The 14748-nt window shown below is 39.2% G+C and carries 15 protein-coding genes; 9 read left to right on the forward strand and 6 right to left on the reverse strand.

What is annotated here, in order from left to right:
- Together CSV76_RS00140 and CSV76_RS00145 are read left to right on the forward strand one after the other, a co-directional pair.
- Entirely contained in the window at nt 1-765 is a 765-nt protein-coding gene (locus CSV76_RS00140; protein ID WP_085428491.1) for a TerC family protein, read from the forward strand.
- Between the two features lie 163 nt (nt 766-928).
- A complete protein-coding gene (locus CSV76_RS00145; protein ID WP_085428492.1) occupies nt 929-2278 on the forward strand; it encodes a TrkH family potassium uptake protein in 1350 nt (449 codons plus the stop codon).
- A 724-nt stretch (nt 2279-3002) separates the two neighbouring features.
- Here the strand turns inward: CSV76_RS00145 and CSV76_RS00155 are convergent.
- Nucleotides 3003-4757, reverse strand: a complete 1755-nt coding sequence (locus tag CSV76_RS00155) for a B12-binding domain-containing radical SAM protein (protein ID WP_099624446.1) — start codon at nt 4755-4757, stop codon at nt 3003-3005.
- 183 nt (nt 4758-4940) lie between these two features.
- Here CSV76_RS00155 and CSV76_RS00160 point away from each other — a divergent pair, with 183 nt between their 5' ends.
- Nucleotides 4941-6320, forward strand: coding sequence for an ATP-binding protein (locus CSV76_RS00160; protein ID WP_233204382.1), 1380 nt, complete (start codon nt 4941-4943; stop codon nt 6318-6320).
- 73 nt (nt 6321-6393) lie between these two features.
- Here the strand turns inward: CSV76_RS00160 and CSV76_RS00165 are convergent, their stop codons facing one another.
- Both CSV76_RS00165 and CSV76_RS00170 read right to left on the reverse strand, forming a co-directional pair.
- Nucleotides 6394-7041, reverse strand: a complete 648-nt coding sequence (locus CSV76_RS00165) for a hypothetical protein (RefSeq protein ID WP_099624448.1) — start codon at nt 7039-7041, stop codon at nt 6394-6396.
- Between the two features lie 59 nt (nt 7042-7100).
- A complete protein-coding gene (locus CSV76_RS00170; protein WP_085428496.1) occupies nt 7101-7289 on the reverse strand; it encodes a YkvS family protein in 189 nt (62 codons plus the stop codon).
- A 252-nt stretch (nt 7290-7541) separates the two neighbouring features.
- Here CSV76_RS00170 and CSV76_RS00175 point away from each other — a divergent pair, with 252 nt between their 5' ends.
- The 6 genes from CSV76_RS00175 (at nt 7542) to CSV76_RS00200 (ending at nt 12177) form a co-directional block, all read left to right on the forward strand.
- On the forward strand, nt 7542-7685 hold the full coding sequence (locus tag CSV76_RS00175) for an aspartyl-phosphate phosphatase Spo0E family protein (RefSeq protein WP_099624595.1): 144 nt from the start codon (nt 7542-7544) through the stop codon (nt 7683-7685).
- A 185-nt stretch (nt 7686-7870) separates the two neighbouring features.
- Entirely contained in the window at nt 7871-8740 is an 870-nt protein-coding gene (locus CSV76_RS00180) for an NAD(P)-dependent oxidoreductase (protein ID WP_099624449.1), read from the forward strand.
- Between the two features lie 202 nt (nt 8741-8942).
- Nucleotides 8943-9149, forward strand: coding sequence for a hypothetical protein (locus tag CSV76_RS00185; RefSeq protein WP_158232719.1), 207 nt, complete (start codon nt 8943-8945; stop codon nt 9147-9149).
- 136 nt (nt 9150-9285) lie between these two features.
- Nucleotides 9286-9723, forward strand: a complete 438-nt coding sequence (gene cbpB, locus CSV76_RS00190; protein ID WP_085428500.1) for a cyclic-di-AMP-binding protein CbpB — start codon at nt 9286-9288, stop codon at nt 9721-9723.
- A 140-nt stretch (nt 9724-9863) separates the two neighbouring features.
- Nucleotides 9864-11303, forward strand: a complete 1440-nt coding sequence (locus tag CSV76_RS00195; protein ID WP_199170390.1) for an MDR family MFS transporter — start codon at nt 9864-9866, stop codon at nt 11301-11303.
- Entirely contained in the window at nt 11290-12177 is an 888-nt protein-coding gene (locus CSV76_RS00200; protein WP_085428502.1) for a transcriptional regulator CcpC, read from the forward strand. The genes CSV76_RS00195 and CSV76_RS00200 overlap by 14 nt, the downstream gene beginning before the upstream one ends.
- A gap of 152 nt (nt 12178-12329) precedes the next feature.
- On the opposite strand, the gene CSV76_RS00205 is transcribed toward CSV76_RS00200, so the two are convergent.
- The 3 genes from CSV76_RS00205 to CSV76_RS00215 form a co-directional block, all read right to left on the reverse strand.
- A complete protein-coding gene (locus tag CSV76_RS00205; protein ID WP_085429100.1) occupies nt 12330-13520 on the reverse strand; it encodes an MFS transporter in 1191 nt (396 codons plus the stop codon).
- A 138-nt stretch (nt 13521-13658) separates the two neighbouring features.
- Nucleotides 13659-14114 carry a TlpA family protein disulfide reductase gene (locus CSV76_RS00210; RefSeq protein WP_099624451.1) on the reverse strand — a complete coding sequence of 152 codons (456 nt, stop codon included), beginning with the start codon at nt 14112-14114 and terminating at the stop codon, nt 13659-13661.
- Nucleotides 14115-14204: 90 nt separating this feature from the next.
- Nucleotides 14205-14747, reverse strand: a complete 543-nt coding sequence (locus tag CSV76_RS00215) for a peroxiredoxin (protein ID WP_085428504.1) — start codon at nt 14745-14747, stop codon at nt 14205-14207.
- Nucleotide 14748: the final 1 nt, after the last annotated feature.

Here is a 14748-nt window from a genome sequence, read left to right on the forward strand (position 1 = left end):
TTGGATCCGATTTTATTAGAATACGCATGGGTACTCGTAGTATTGATCGTACTAGAGGGCCTATTAGCAACAGACAATGCCGTCGTAATGGCCGTAATGGTGAAACATTTACCGAAAGTTCAACAACAGAAAGCTTTATTTTATGGTTTACTAGGAGCATTCGTCTTCCGATTTACAGCACTCTTCATGATTACATTCTTAGTGAAGTTCTGGGAAATACAAGCAATCGGTGCCGCTTATTTGTTATTTATTGCTGGTAAAAATATATACGATAAAATTACCCATAAGCCAGAAGGGCATCCCAATAAGAAACCTAAAAAACAATCTGGTTTCTGGATGACCGTTTTGAAAGTAGAGCTTGCAGATATTGCGTTCGCACTGGACTCTATGCTTGCGGCAGTTGCGCTTGCAGTTACGTTGCCAGAGTTGGGTAACTTCCATGTCGGCGGCATCAACGGTGGACAGTTCATTGTGATGTTATTAGGTGGAATGATCGGTTTAATCATGATCCGTTTTGCAGCGAAACAATTTGTTATTATGCTTGAAAAGTATCCTACACTTGAAACAGCGGCTTTCCTAATCGTCGGCTGGGTAGGTGTGAAGTTGGTTGTGTTAACTCTTGCGCATCCAGCACTTCTCATCATTCCAGAATCATTCCCACACTCTACATTGTGGAAAACAACGTTCTGGGCTGTGTTATTGATCTTAGCAGTTGGCGGTTATTTACTAGCAGTTGCGAAGTTTAAAGTAAAATCGAATAGGTAAAACGAAAGCAGTCCCTCCCGTGTAAAATAGGAGGGGCTGCGTTTTTTAACTGGGGTTTGGAAGATAGGAAAGAGTGCAAAGTTATATGTATAGCTATCTTTTCATCATGGGATTTGATAAAGTAGAAAAATGAAGTTTCCGTTATGAAAGGAATTTGAAAAAAATGAGGCTTTCCAGGGAATTTTTTCATAAGTTTACTCCAGCGCAGATCATTGCCTTTTATTATTTTTTAGCGATTGCATCTTCTTTTCTGTTGTTGAATTTACCAGGAGTATATAAACCGGGTGTGAAAGTAGCATTTATAGATAGTTTGTTTACCGCTGTCAGCGCAGTAAGTGTCACAGGACTGTCTCCTATCAGCATCGGTGAAACGTACTCAGTATTTGGCCTTTGCATGATTATGCTCGTCCTTCAGCTAGGTGGAATCGGTATCATGTCATTAGGTACGTTTTTCTGGCTACTTGTGAAGAAAAAAATCGGCATGAGAGAGCGTCAACTGATTATGGTCGATACCAATCAGTACACATTACAAGGCGTAGTTCAATTAATTCGTCAGATCATCCAAATTATCGTAGCCATTGAGATTATCGGTGGTGGCATTCTAACCTTATATATATATCGTTTTTATAACTCGTTTAGTGAAGCGCTATTGAATGGAATGTTCATGTCTGTGTCTGCAACTACGAATGCGGGTTTTGATATTACGGGTTCTTCGATGATGCCTTATCACGATGATTATTTCGTACAGCTCATACTGATGACGTTGATCATTTTGGGTGCTATTGGATTCCCAGTTTTGATTGAGGTAAAGAGCTTCTTTTCAAAAAAGGTCCCACATTTCCGCTTTTCACTTTTTACTAAAATCACAACTGCGACATTCGGTGTTCTATTGCTTGTAGGTACATTGATTATTTGGTTGCTGGAATCATTCAATTCATTCAAAGGAATGAGTTGGCATCAGCAATTCTTTACGGCGTTATTCCACTCCGTATCTGCACGATCAGCAGGTCTGGTAACATATGATGTAACGCAATTTAGTGAAGCTACAGATATTTTTGTTAGTGCGCTAATGTTCATTGGTGCTTCCCCAAGTTCAGTAGGTGGCGGAATACGTACGACAACATTTGCAATTGCGCTTTTATTCCTCATTAACTTTGCACGAGGAAATGACGTCATCCATATATTTAAGCGTCGAATTAAACTCATCGATGTATTCCGTTCGTATGCAGTCATTCTCGTAGCTTGTTTTATGGTATTGGCCGCGTTGTTGTTGTTGTTGCTTACGGAGCCTGGAATTCCTGTTGTTCCATTGTTATTCGAAATTACATCTGCTTTCGGAACTTGTGGAATGTCCTTAGGTATAACAGGAGATTTATCGATCGTTGGCAAGATCATTATTATGGTTTTGATGTTTATTGGACGTGTAGGGTTGATATCGTTCATCTATACAATAGGTGGCAAGTCGAATAAAACGCCTTATCATTATCCAAAAGAGCGTGTTATTATTGGCTAAGATGAAGTGGAAAAGAGATGTCCCGGAAATCATGACGGGGTGTCTCTTTTTGTTTAAATTAACGTTTGGGTGAAAATTTTAAGAGCAAGAGCAAGAGCAAAGTCTTTAGAGTGGTGAGTGAGTTTGTGAGTGGTTCGGGATGGAAGCTCCAGTTGGCGGACGCTTTCCCATGGGCTCTCGGTGAGCCAACCAGGTCGCGAGCTCCCTTTTGGTTGTCTCACCTTTCGAGCTGATCCTGCGGGAAGAGCCGTAACGAAGAACGGCTTTTGCGAGTAAAAGCGAAGCGTTAGGAGCACATCTTTGCACTTCGCCGCCAACTTCCGCTTCCATCCTACGTTGATAGTTGTGTTACTTAGATCACTCACTGTAGGTAGTATTTGAATTATTGATTTGTTTTAACTTCTTTAGATTCAAGTTCTACAGTTTAAAATCTGTTACAACACTAACTTTAATGAACAACAAAAGGTATCACCCACTTACATTGCAAGGGATTGGCGCGTAGGAGGGGCGACTCCCAGAGGATCAGCTCGACAGGCGAGACAACCAAAGAGAGCAAAGCGAACTGGTTGGCTCACCGCGAGCCCTCTAGGAAAGCGTCCCCTCCGTAGCGCCAATTCCCACCCGAAGACGCCTGCTAACCAGACCATTACACTGCTATACTTCACAAAGCAAAAGAGCTATCGCACGAAGTCATATCATCTATGACTTCGTGGATAGCTCTTTTTTATTGATAAACGGATTCTAGTACCTGTTCAGATAGGTGGTAATGCTGTGCTTTTTCGCCTGGCGTGTATTGGATAATAAGATAACCAGGATCTTTTATGACAGTTAGATCCTCTTTCAATTCGGCAAAGGTCTTTGTGATGAAGACTTGCTTGCGAATTGTTCGCTCAGTATAACCAGTCGACTCAAATGATTCGCCAAGCAAGTGAGGAGAACGTAGAAGAACTTGATAGATATCCTTTAACTCTTCTTCGGGTAAAGTAGTATGCCACCAAATCTTCCTTGGTAAGAATTTTTGGTGAAGTAAATAATCCATCTTTAAAAGACTGACTACTATAGAAGTGTCCACTTTCAATATTTCAATCAGAAAGCGTTCCAGACGAGTGAATAAGTCTTCGAACTGATGGCCAATACGTGACCAACCTTGTTTCTCCCAGAATGCGCCGAATAATTGGAAGAAGTCGAACGGTGTATCCACCAATTCAGTGACGATGTACTCCATAGAGTGTATAAAACGTCCCGAATTCCAATATTTTTCAAGAATGTCTTCTGTTTGTTTAATTTTCAGCATATCATCAAAGGACAGAACATTATTCGATACAATTTCATAAGGAGCGGTGTCGATATATTGATAACCATATTGCTCAGCCTGAATACGTAAGCCCGTTCCACGCAGTAGCTTTAAAAAGCCCAATTGTAATTCTTCAGGTCGTAATGCAAATACTTCGTTGAATGTATCACGGAAAGAATCATAATCTTCTTCAGGTAATCCAGCAATCAAATCTAGGTGTTGATCAATTTTTCCACCTTCTTTGACCATCGTAACGGTGCGTGAAAGTTTGGTGAAGTTTTGTCGTCTCTTCACAAGTTCATTAGTCAAATCATTAGTAGATTGAACTCCTATTTCAAAGCGGAACAGGCCTTTCGGTGCGTTGTCATTTAGAAATTGAATGACTTCTGGACGCATAATATCTCCTGTGATTTCAAACTGAAATACAGTTCCAGGCAAATGTTCATCTATGAGAAATTGGAACATTTCCATTGCATAACTTCTACTAATATTGAATGTCCGATCAACAAATTTTATCGTTTTAGCACCATGCTCCATCAGATAGCGAATATCATCTTTTATTGCTTCTCGATGGAAATATCGAACGCCCACTTCAATAGACGATAAACAGAATTGACAAGAGAATGGGCAGCCGCGACTCGTTTCGATATACATTACGCGATTTGAGAGATGGGGAATATCCTCTGCAAAACGAAAAGGGGAAGGCAGTTCCCGAAGATCCAATTTAGGTCCCGGCGCTGTGATTTTTAGTTTACCTTCTTTGCGATAGGCAATACCTTGTACGGAAGCAAGATCGGTTTGTCCATCCACAGCACATAATATATCTTTAAAAGTTTTTTCACCTTCACCGATTGCAATGATATCGATCTCTGGTACTCTTTTTAACCATTGATCGTAATCGTATGTTACTTCAGGCCCACCACAAACTATGACAGTCTTCGGACTAGTCAGCTTTAATAACCGAATTACCTTTAGTGTTTCTTCTATGTTCCAAATATACACACTGAATCCAACGACGTCCGGAGAGTGTTGATAAAGCTCGGAGACGATGGAAAGGGTAGGGTCATGGATGGTGAATTCAGCCAATTCACAGTCAAACTCTGGAGCTGCAAAAGCTTTCAAATAACGTATAGCGATATTTGTGTGTATATATTTGGCGTTTAATGTTGATAAAACGATATTCATTGTAAAACTCCTAACCTAAAATTGTAATAATAAGATTGACTATAAAAGAGACTAAATACCTATGTCAAGAGGCGGGATACTGTGCAATAATAAGATTGAATATGGATATATTTACAATTGTAGAAATTATATGACATCCTAATTATGTGGTTTCTAAAGAGTTGAGGAGGTCCTAATTTGGTTATGAAAACACTAGATATCAGCAGATTTCTAGAGAACTCTCTATTTAAAATTATTTTGGATGAAAATGGAAATGCGCTTGAAATGACTGAGGCAATCAAGTTGTTGATGGATCATATGGGTACACCTAAGCATATGTCCGATATATTCGATCAACCTTTATTAGAACAAATTGAGACGCGCTTGCATCTAGCCAAAACCCAAGTAATTTCAGGGCATAATGTATTGACAGGTCATTTAATTGTATCGAATGAAAAAAAGGAACCATGCTATATTATATACCAACAGCATGCAGATAAGGCGATTATAACAATAAAAATTGGTGAACAGAATGAAAAACTTCTTCAATTGTATGAAAACGCCTATTTAACAGCCACTATACCTATGGCATTAGTGAATGAATCGGGGTATATCATTTCAACTAATAATGAATTTTCTAATGAATTCCCTTCTCATTCATCTAGTGAGTTTGTTCACTTGCAGGATCATTTTGCACTAATGACACCTACTTCCACATTCTCCTATGAAGATTATATTCAAAAAGCAACTATCCAAGCATCTTCAAAAGTCAATATGTCGTATTCCGCGAACGGACTTACTCATATTTACGAAGTTAGCTTAACATTGGACCATAAAACTAGAATGTTCATTTTAAGAATATTAGATATAACTGAAAGAGAACGTCTTTTAGATCAGTTAGCACACTCTGATCAGTTATGTACAACAGGTGAAATTGCTGCAAGCATCGCACATGAAGTACGTAACCCTATGACGACGTTAGAAGGGTTTCTTCAACTACTTGAACATGAAGTGACAGGTAATGCTCAAATGTATGTTAGCGTTATTCAAGAAGAAGTCAAACGAATGAATGAAATATTGAATGAAATGCTTGCGCTCTCAAAACCTGTGGTTGACGAAATTACTGTATTTTCATTATCTGTTCTAATAGAAGACGTACTATTATTGCTACGACCTAAGGCGCTATTGGATCAAATTCATTTAGTGAATGAATTTAATTCAAAAGAACCAATGCTCATTCGGGCGAACCCCAATCGTATTAAACAAGTATTAATTAATCTACTTAAGAACGCAATGGAAGCTATGATTCCTAATGATACATTGTCTATCAGTGTAAATGAAGGTGAACAACATAAAATTGATATCTTAATATCCGATACGGGGGTTGGGATGGACGAGAAGACGATGGAAACCATATTCTTACCATTCGTATCAGATAAACCAGGGGGGACGGGTTTAGGACTTCCGTTTGTCAAAAAAACCGTACTTGAGTATGGCGGGACTATTTCTGTTACTAGTGAACTGGATAAGGGAACTGTTTTTCATTTATCATTTCCTCTTGTTTCTGTAGCATTATCGGAATAACGTAGAGTTCATACAAGGAAAAAGGCCAATCCATTTTATTTCTATGGATTGGCCTTTTATTTATAAGACAATATTATTTGATTGTAGCCGCCATTTGCTTAAATTCTTTCATATGTTCGTTATCTTCTTTAGCGTACACTGTCACTCGCACCAATTTGTCTTCATGCTCCATGACATAGCCTGTGAAATATCCTTCAGTAGATTCTACTGTTGCGCCTTTTACAGATGTAATACTATCTGCTTGTGGAAGATTTGCTTCCTCTGTGATTTCAGTAGGTGTTTCACCGTCACTTGAAGCTGTCAATAACTCTTCCATATTTGTATAAAGTTCATCAAAAGTATACGACTCATCATCTTTAGGCATTGTTTCAATACGCATGAACGTTTCGCTATCTTCTTCAAAATAGAGAGTATCTCTGCCTGGTTCTTCGCTTGTTAGTTTGTATCCGGGAAGCACCATCATGGAGTAGTCTTGTTCATCACTCGCAGTTTCCACAGCATCTTCCATTGAAACTTCACTTGTCTCTTCCTCAGCATCCGTTTCTATTTCTGCTTCATTTTCAGTAGAAGTGCTTTCTTCTACATCTGTTTCGGGAGTAGCAGGTTCTTCGATCGCAGGATCTGTTGCATCTTTTTCTGCATCAGCATCAGATGTTCCGCATGCGGCAAGCATGACGGAAGCTGTTAGTGAGGTGAAAATAATACGCCATTTGTTGTTCAAATCGTTCCACTCCTTCATATACTATTCTAATCATTGGACGGATAACTGCAAAGAAAGTTTCATTCTTGTGTACGTTTTAATATACTATACCGTTTGTGATTGATGACAGTTTTCTCTTCCATTGCCAATTCATCGAAATCTTCCATATACGTTAAATTTACAATTACAGAGTTTTCGTTCACTTTTTCAACTACACCTTGCAAACCTTCTTTAAATTCAATGATATCACCAATTTCAGCTATCGTCATACTATCCATCCTTTCTCCGATCATAATGTGCTCTTACAAGAGTGATGAAAATGTACTATAAAGAATTACTTTATAGTTTGCCTTATAAAATACAAAACGTAAAGGCATATTTTTAATAACGCGAGAAATATACAACAGCGTTTTGTCGCGAAATGTCGAAAATCTTTCTGTTTAATCTTATGTAGTTGTTGGTATGTATAAGAGTAGAGTAATTACATATGGAAGGTGTGCAGGTTCGCGCATAAACGTGAATTGGAAATAGAGAAACTTAGACAGCAATTAATCCATGTTGCCCAAGAATATGGTATGCAATCTGAAAATACCATTAAACTCAGCTGTAAATTAGATGTGTTAATTAATGAGTACGAAAATAATAAGGTTGAAAAAGAAGTTTGAAATTATCGGAATAGATGTTTAACTCATTGTTATAATGGGCATAATATGAAAGAACACAGCAACATTCTCATTTCCCCCTTTTGTGGACCAATTACATATTGGTCCTCTTTTTTGGTTTTCTTAATTGTAAAAATATTTGAATTTCTGTACGATGGATATATTCATACATAAAGAGGAGTGGGAATATGCAAAAAGAAAAAATTTCCTTTATTGGAACAGGTGTAATGGGATCGAGCATCGTCAAACATTTGCTTGACGCATCTTATGACGTAACTGTATTCACTAGAACGAAATCAAAAGCAGAACCATTGGTAGCACTAGGAGCCAAATGGACGGATAATGTAGCTGAATCAATTAAGGACGCAGATATTATTTTTACGATGATTGGGATGCCGTCTGATGTAGAAGAGGTATATCTATCTGAACAAGGTATATTTGCTAACAGTAAGCCTTCACAGATCGTAGTGGATATGACTACTTCCAGTCCTGAGTTAGCTATTACGATTGCTGAGAAAGCTGCATCTTTACAAATGTATTCACTTGATGCACCTGTATCAGGTGGAGACATTGGGGCGAGGAACGGAACACTTTCTATAATGTGTGGAGGTCAAAAGGAATTATTTGATAAACTATTGCCGATCTTGTCTGTTTTCGGTAAGCAAATTGTGTATCAAGGAGAAGCTGGAGCTGGCCAGCACGCCAAGATGTGCAATCAAATAACTGTTGCAGGAAATATGATTGGAGCATGTGAAGCAATTGCTTATGCAATGGAATCGGGACTTGATCCGGATACGATGTTACAGTCCGTCACTTCGGGTGCTGCGAACTCCTTTAGCTTGTCTGATCTCGGCCCTAGAATTATTAAGGAAGACTATGAGCCAGGATTTTATGTAAAACACTTTGTGAAAGATTTAAATATTGCACTAGAAGAAACCGAAAGACTGAATTTAAAATTGCCTGGAATACAGCTCGCTCGCGATATGTATACTGATTTGCTCGCAAAAGGCTATGGCGAAAATGGAACGCAAGTCTTGATCAAGAAGTATATTGACTAAAAAACCTAAGAAGTTAAATGCATTAGCGTAATTCCAACACTTCGCTTTTCAGCTCCAGTATTTCATGAAGATCAATAAAAGCTATTCATGAACGACTATTTGAATTTATAAGGGCACATAAATTCTTACTTCTTGCACATGCTCTTTAGTATAAGATGCGTGAAAAGGAGTGAGTCATGTGTGGGATATTTGGTTATGGCCTATGATTATTGTAACAGTTGTCATGCTCGGGATCGGAATAGCTGGAGTTAGAAAAACAAGTCGTTCATTTCAGTTAAATGAAAAGAACAAAATCCCTGATACAGCAGCTGAACATCCATATGCCATGAATCCATTACTGTGGATTATCATAATAGCCTCAGCGTTTATCTTTATCATCGTTTTTTATTACTGGGCCTCTTTCTATTAAAGAAAGGGGTTTTTTGTTTTTGGAATGCGCTTTCTTTTTAGGTGGAAAAAGGCTATTTGTGGTATGATGGAATTGAAACAATGGACGGACTTTTAGGTATATGTATTTAGATGATGAACAGAAGGAGAGATCACCTATGGTTTCTATAAATAACAAAGACTTTCTCACCGCGCCTATAGCGGACCAAATTATTTCTTCAGAGAAAGTTGCCCATGTGCAACTGGGTAATAATGCCGAGCATGCTTTACTTGTTTTAACGAAGACCGGATACTCTGCTATCCCTGTACTGGATAATCAGTATCGTTTGAAGGGGCTCCTTGGAATTGGTATGATTACAGACTCTATTTTAGGCATGGAACGTATTGAATATGAGAGATTAGAAGATATAAAAGTCGATGAGATTATGGACACAGATTTACCAACGATTCGAGTGAATGATCGTTTTCAACGCGCGTTAGATTTATTGATCAATCATCCATTTTTATGTGTTACTGAAGAAGATGGCACATTTGCGGGCATTATTACTAGACGCGTTGTGATGAAAGAATTTAAAAAGTATATTTATAATGTTTAATAAATCGATTTGAAGATCAGTAAAGTAGCTAGTATAGAAAAACGTTAAAAGGCTCCGATAAAAGGGGTCTTTTTCTAATAGAAGGAGTTGATCTATTTGTGCGAAAAGAAACAAATCGCCCTCTTGTACTTGCTGCTGTGATGCTTGCTATGTTTGTAGGAGCAGTTGAAGCGACTATTGTCACCACTGCCATGCCAACGATTGCTTCCGACTTAGGTGGATTTTCACGATATAGTTGGATCTTCTCCTCTTATTTATTGATGAGTACAGTGACGGTATTGATTTATGGAAAATTAGCGGACTTATTTGGACGAAAGCCCATATTTTTTATAGGATTGACCATTTTTTTAATTGGTTCCATACTTTGCGGATTTGCCGTCTCGATGGAGCAATTGATTGTTTATCGTCTTATACAGGGGTTGGGAGCAGGTGCTGTCATGCCAATCGCGACCACAATAATTGGAGATATTTATTCAACAGAAGAACGGGCAAAAATACAAGGATACTTATCAAGTGTATGGGGTGTTTCAGCAGTTTCAGGTCCTGTCATTGGTGGGTTACTCGTACAGTATGTTAGCTGGCAGTATGTATTCTGGGTGAACGTGCCGCTTGGAATACTATCAATGGGTGTCATTTACTTCTTTTTACATGAACCGAAAGAAACACAAAAAGCGTCCGTTGACTACAAAGGTGCATTTTTACTAACATTCGCATTGTCTACACTTTTGATTTGGCTAGTAGAAGGTGGGCAAGGGTTCGGACGTTTATCAGCTCTTGGTATAGGATTGATTGTACTTTCAGGGATTTTATTTTGGTTATTTTTCAGGCAAGAAAAACGTGCGAAAGATCCGCTTATTTCATTTAGTATTTGGAGAAATCCAGTCATCTTATATGCGAATCTAGTTTCATTGACCACTGGCGTTATTTTAATAGGGGTCTCTTCTTATTTACCTACATATGTGTCGGGAGTTATGGAGCAACCAGCAATTATAGCGGGCTTTACACTGACGGCTATGTCGATCGGCTGGCCTTTAGCTTCTTCACTGGCAGGACACCTACTCATACGGTTTGGTCCTTTTCTTGTATCGTTTGCCGGTGGTGTGTCACTCGTGATCGGGACGACCATGTTTGTGTTCATGAATGCTACACTAGGACCGATCTGGGCAGGTTGTTCTAGTTTCTTCATAGGTGTTGGTATGGGTCTGACTAATACTTCATTCATTGTAACGATTCAAGGAGCTGTGCCGCGCGTACAAAGAGGGTCGGCTACTGCAGCGAATATGTTCATGAAAAACTTTGGAAACACAATTGGTGCCTCTGTGTTTGGTGCGATTTTGAACAGTACACTCATTGCCTATTTTGCAAAAGAAAAGTTGGCTTACACAATTGATGATGTCAATACACTGCTCACCAAAGATGGACGTTCAATGATTTCGTCACAGGAGCTTGTCAGTTTGCAGAGCGGTTTAGATAGTTCATTGCACTGGGTGTATATAGCAATTGCTATATTTGCTGTGATCAGCTTATTATTGATTTTACGAATTCCGCGGGGGAAGGTGCAAGATTATGTCAACAACTGAACTAGATATAATTAAAGCGTTGGCAGAAGAGGGGAATATGCGCAAAGCGTCAGAACGTCTTCATTTATCACAACCAGCCTTGTCACAACGCCTCCAGACGATCGAAAAAGAATGGGGTATGCAGTTATTCATTCGATCACAGAAGGGGCTGGAACCGACGCCAGCAGGTGAACACGTTATCAGCTACGCGAAGGAGTCGTTAGCGAAGAAGGACGAGACAATAGAATTGATCGCATCTTTAGAAGATAAGGTCCACGGAACTTTGAAGATTGCCTGTGCTTCGATTATTGGTCAGACGTGGTTACCACAAGTATTGAAAGACTATGTCGCACTGTACCCTGATGCCAAGATTTCTTTGATGACGGGATGGAGTTCAGAAATTTCTAAAGCGCTGTATGAAGGAGAAGCCCATATCGGTATTGTCAGGGGGCAAACTGACTGGAAGAGTAATCGGGTGTATCTATTCCGTGATCAACTGTATTTGGTGGATTCCGAAATTTCAACTATAGATGAATTAAAAGATACAAATCGTCATTTCATACAATATAAAAGTGATTCGAACTATTACATGGAAATCCAACGCTGGTGGCATAAGCATTTTAATCAAGACCCTGGACGTCAAATTGTTGTGGATCAGATCGAGACATGCAAACAACTTGCGCTGAAGGGTATAGGCTATGCTATCCTGCCATCTATTACTTTGTCGGGAGATGAGAAAGTCAATCGAATTCCGTTGCTAAATAGCGAAGAAGAGTTCGAATTGACGCGTGATACGTGGATGATCGGATACGCTTCTACATTTGAACTGAAGCAAGTGAGAGCATTCGTCGATATTGTGCAGGACTACGCAGAGTTGTTGAGGAAAAGTGAATAGAGTAAAGTCTATATAGTTAAAATAGAGTAAGCAAAGTCGGTAAACTACTGTTTCTTATAACAAAGAATAGTTAAATTCAAAAAAAAGACGAACTCCGTGTTTCACGAAGTTGTCTTTAGTTGTTGGACTTCCAGTAAATGTGGAAGTCTTTTTTATCGAGTTCTAGCAGACTCAAGAAGCGGCTTGTTATTCCTTGACCAGTATAGAGCAAGAGTGAAGCACAACAACAAAATGATCGTGCCGACTATATACGGCGATTCCATTTTGATGTCAAAGATGTATCCAGCGGTAGCAGGGCCGATCATGTTACCTAAACTCATGTAAGCATTCATCATACCTGCTGCATAACCCTGTTCTTTACCAGCGAGTTTTGAAACCAAGGTGTTTACTGCCGGTCGCAGTAATGAAGTGGCGGTTGAGAAAACTGTCGCCACTAAAAGAATAGTGAAGAATGTATTGACGAATAAAATACCTAGCATAGCGAGTGCCGCTATAACTAAATTAATTAAAATGACACGCATTTCTCCAAACCGCCTGAATAAGCGATCGATGACGAACGTTTGAATGATGACACCCACAAAACCTCCAACGGTAATAATGACTGCGATTTGCGAAGGAGTGTAATTATACTTCTGATCTACATACAACGAAATGGTCGATTGAAAATTAGCCAAACCGAATGAAAATACAAACATGACAATCAGCATGATAAAGTAGGGGGTTTTCGTAGATCTACGCATTTGCTGAAAAATGTTTTCATTCGTTGCAGCTCCTTGTAGTACAGGTTTCGGATTAGGCAGAAAGAATAAAGAGACTACCGCTGCTAGGACTGATGCAGATGCAGCAAAATAAAATGGGAAGTGTAAGCTGATTTTAGATAGAAATCCTCCGATACCAGGCCCAACCATAAAACCTAACGACATGGAAGCACCTAGTAATCCCATTCCACGTCCGCGATTTTCTAAAGAAGTAATATCCGCTACAAATGCCATAGTCGGTGGAATAATAAAGGCAGCGCCAAAGCCTGAAAAGAATCGTGCAACGTAGAGCATCCAGAGCTCTGTTGATAGACTGAAAGCTAATTGAGAAAGACTATAAATTATCAAACCGAAAATAATGATACGTTTTCTTCCGTATTTGTCGGAAAGGTTTCCTGAAATAGGAGATAAAATAAACTGCGCGAAAGAGAAGATGGCAATCAGCAGTCCGAGTGCGCGTCCCGCGACGCCAAAAGTACCTAAAAATTCGGGCATAATGGGGATGATGAGGCCGATACCTGCCATGGCGATGAACATATTGAACATCAGAATATAGAGTGCGATATTTGTAGGTGGTTTGTTCATTCGGTAGCTCACTTTCCAGAAACTTTTTCCTAATCGTATCACAAACAATTCTGGAATGTCTGTATAGTGCTTGCTATGTGTTGACAAGAAAAAAGAAAACAAAAACGACTCCTTTTTGATCAGGAGTCGTTTCTTAAATTAATCTTCTTTTTTCATTTCATCAAGTACGCGGTTTACACGTTTTTCAAGCATTTTCATACCGCTTCCGCCTGCTTGGAAGTGACGTAACTGACCGTCTTTATCAAAGACGTAATAAGCAGGAACGTACTGGTTTTCAAATGCATCATTAAGTTTTAATTCGCTATCAACGAAAATGGGTTGTGTAATATCATGCTCAGCTGCTACAGTTTTGATTTGTTCAAGATCGACATCATCTTCTGAGCGAGGCATATGGACTGCTACAACATTCAATTCATCTTTGTATTGATCTCTGAAATTGTTTACATCCGGCATCGCTTCTTTGCACATGTGACAACTTACAGACCAGAAGTGGACGAGTGTAGGTTTTTCACCGATGAGTTCTGATTTAGAAGTTTCACCATTCAACCAAGTAGTAGCACCTTGAAGTTCAGGCATTTGTTGACGTAATTTCATCAAGAATTCCCCCTAGCTAAGAGTGTAGTATATTTTGTGATAAAAAAATCCCCACGATTATCGTAACGCGTGGGGATTCTTGTCCAAAAATTAAAGAGTTTTTTCACCTGGACGCCAGTTTGCTGGGCAAAGACCGCCAGTTTGTAGTGCTTGTAGTACACGGAGAGTTTCATCTACGTCACGACCGATATTGTTGTGGAATACTGTCTGATACTGAAGTTCACCTTCAGGATTGATGATGTAAAGGCCGCGCAATGCAATACCTTCTTCTTCGATCAATACACCGTATTCGCGTGAAACGAAATGGTTAGTATCTGCTGCAAGTGGGTATTTTAGTTGTTCAAGACCATTGTCTTTACGATCAGTGTTGATCCAAGCAAGGTGAGTGTGGATAGTATCAGTAGAAACACCGATTACTTCTGCATCCAAGTCTTCGAACTCATCGTAACGATCCGACATGGCAGTGATTTCTGTTGGACATACAAAAGTGAAGTCCATTGGATAGAAGAAAAGAACTGTCCATTTGTCGTTTTTAATGTTTTCTTGTAAACTAACTTTACCAAAAGATTTGTCAGCTAGTACTGCCTCCATTGTAAAATCTGGAGCTTGTTTACCTACCATACGTTCAGCCATT

The sequence above is a fragment of the Sporosarcina sp. P17b genome, from assembly GCF_002743115.1.
GTDB lineage: Bacteria > Bacillota > Bacilli > Bacillales_A > Planococcaceae > Sporosarcina > Sporosarcina ureae_C.

What these genes read in the sequence shown, in the direction of transcription:
- CSV76_RS00180 (WP_099624449.1), top strand. Translation starts at nt 7,871, where the DNA reads ATGCAAAAAGAAAAAATTTCCTTTATTGGAACAGGTGTAATGGGATCG.
- cbpB (WP_085428500.1), top strand. Translation starts at nt 9,286, where the DNA reads ATGGTTTCTATAAATAACAAAGACTTTCTCACCGCGCCTATAGCGGAC.
- CSV76_RS00205 (WP_085429100.1), bottom strand. Translation starts at nt 13,520, where the DNA reads ATGAACAAACCACCTACAAATATCGCACTCTATATTCTGATGTTCAAT.
- CSV76_RS00160 (WP_233204382.1), top strand. Translation starts at nt 4,941, where the DNA reads ATGAAAACACTAGATATCAGCAGATTTCTAGAGAACTCTCTATTTAAA.
- CSV76_RS00215 (WP_085428504.1), bottom strand. Translation starts at nt 14,747, where the DNA reads ATGGCTGAACGTATGGTAGGTAAACAAGCTCCAGATTTTACAATGGAG.
- CSV76_RS00145 (WP_085428492.1), top strand. Translation starts at nt 929, where the DNA reads ATGAGGCTTTCCAGGGAATTTTTTCATAAGTTTACTCCAGCGCAGATC.
- CSV76_RS00200 (WP_085428502.1), top strand. Translation starts at nt 11,290, where the DNA reads ATGTCAACAACTGAACTAGATATAATTAAAGCGTTGGCAGAAGAGGGG.
- CSV76_RS00185 (WP_158232719.1), top strand. Translation starts at nt 8,943, where the DNA reads ATGATTATTGTAACAGTTGTCATGCTCGGGATCGGAATAGCTGGAGTT.
- CSV76_RS00195 (WP_199170390.1), top strand. Translation starts at nt 9,864, where the DNA reads ATGCTTGCTATGTTTGTAGGAGCAGTTGAAGCGACTATTGTCACCACT.
- CSV76_RS00170 (WP_085428496.1), bottom strand. Translation starts at nt 7,289, where the DNA reads ATGACGATAGCTGAAATTGGTGATATCATTGAATTTAAAGAAGGTTTG.
- CSV76_RS00210 (WP_099624451.1), bottom strand. Translation starts at nt 14,114, where the DNA reads ATGAAATTACGTCAACAAATGCCTGAACTTCAAGGTGCTACTACTTGG.
- CSV76_RS00155 (WP_099624446.1), bottom strand. Translation starts at nt 4,757, where the DNA reads ATGAATATCGTTTTATCAACATTAAACGCCAAATATATACACACAAAT.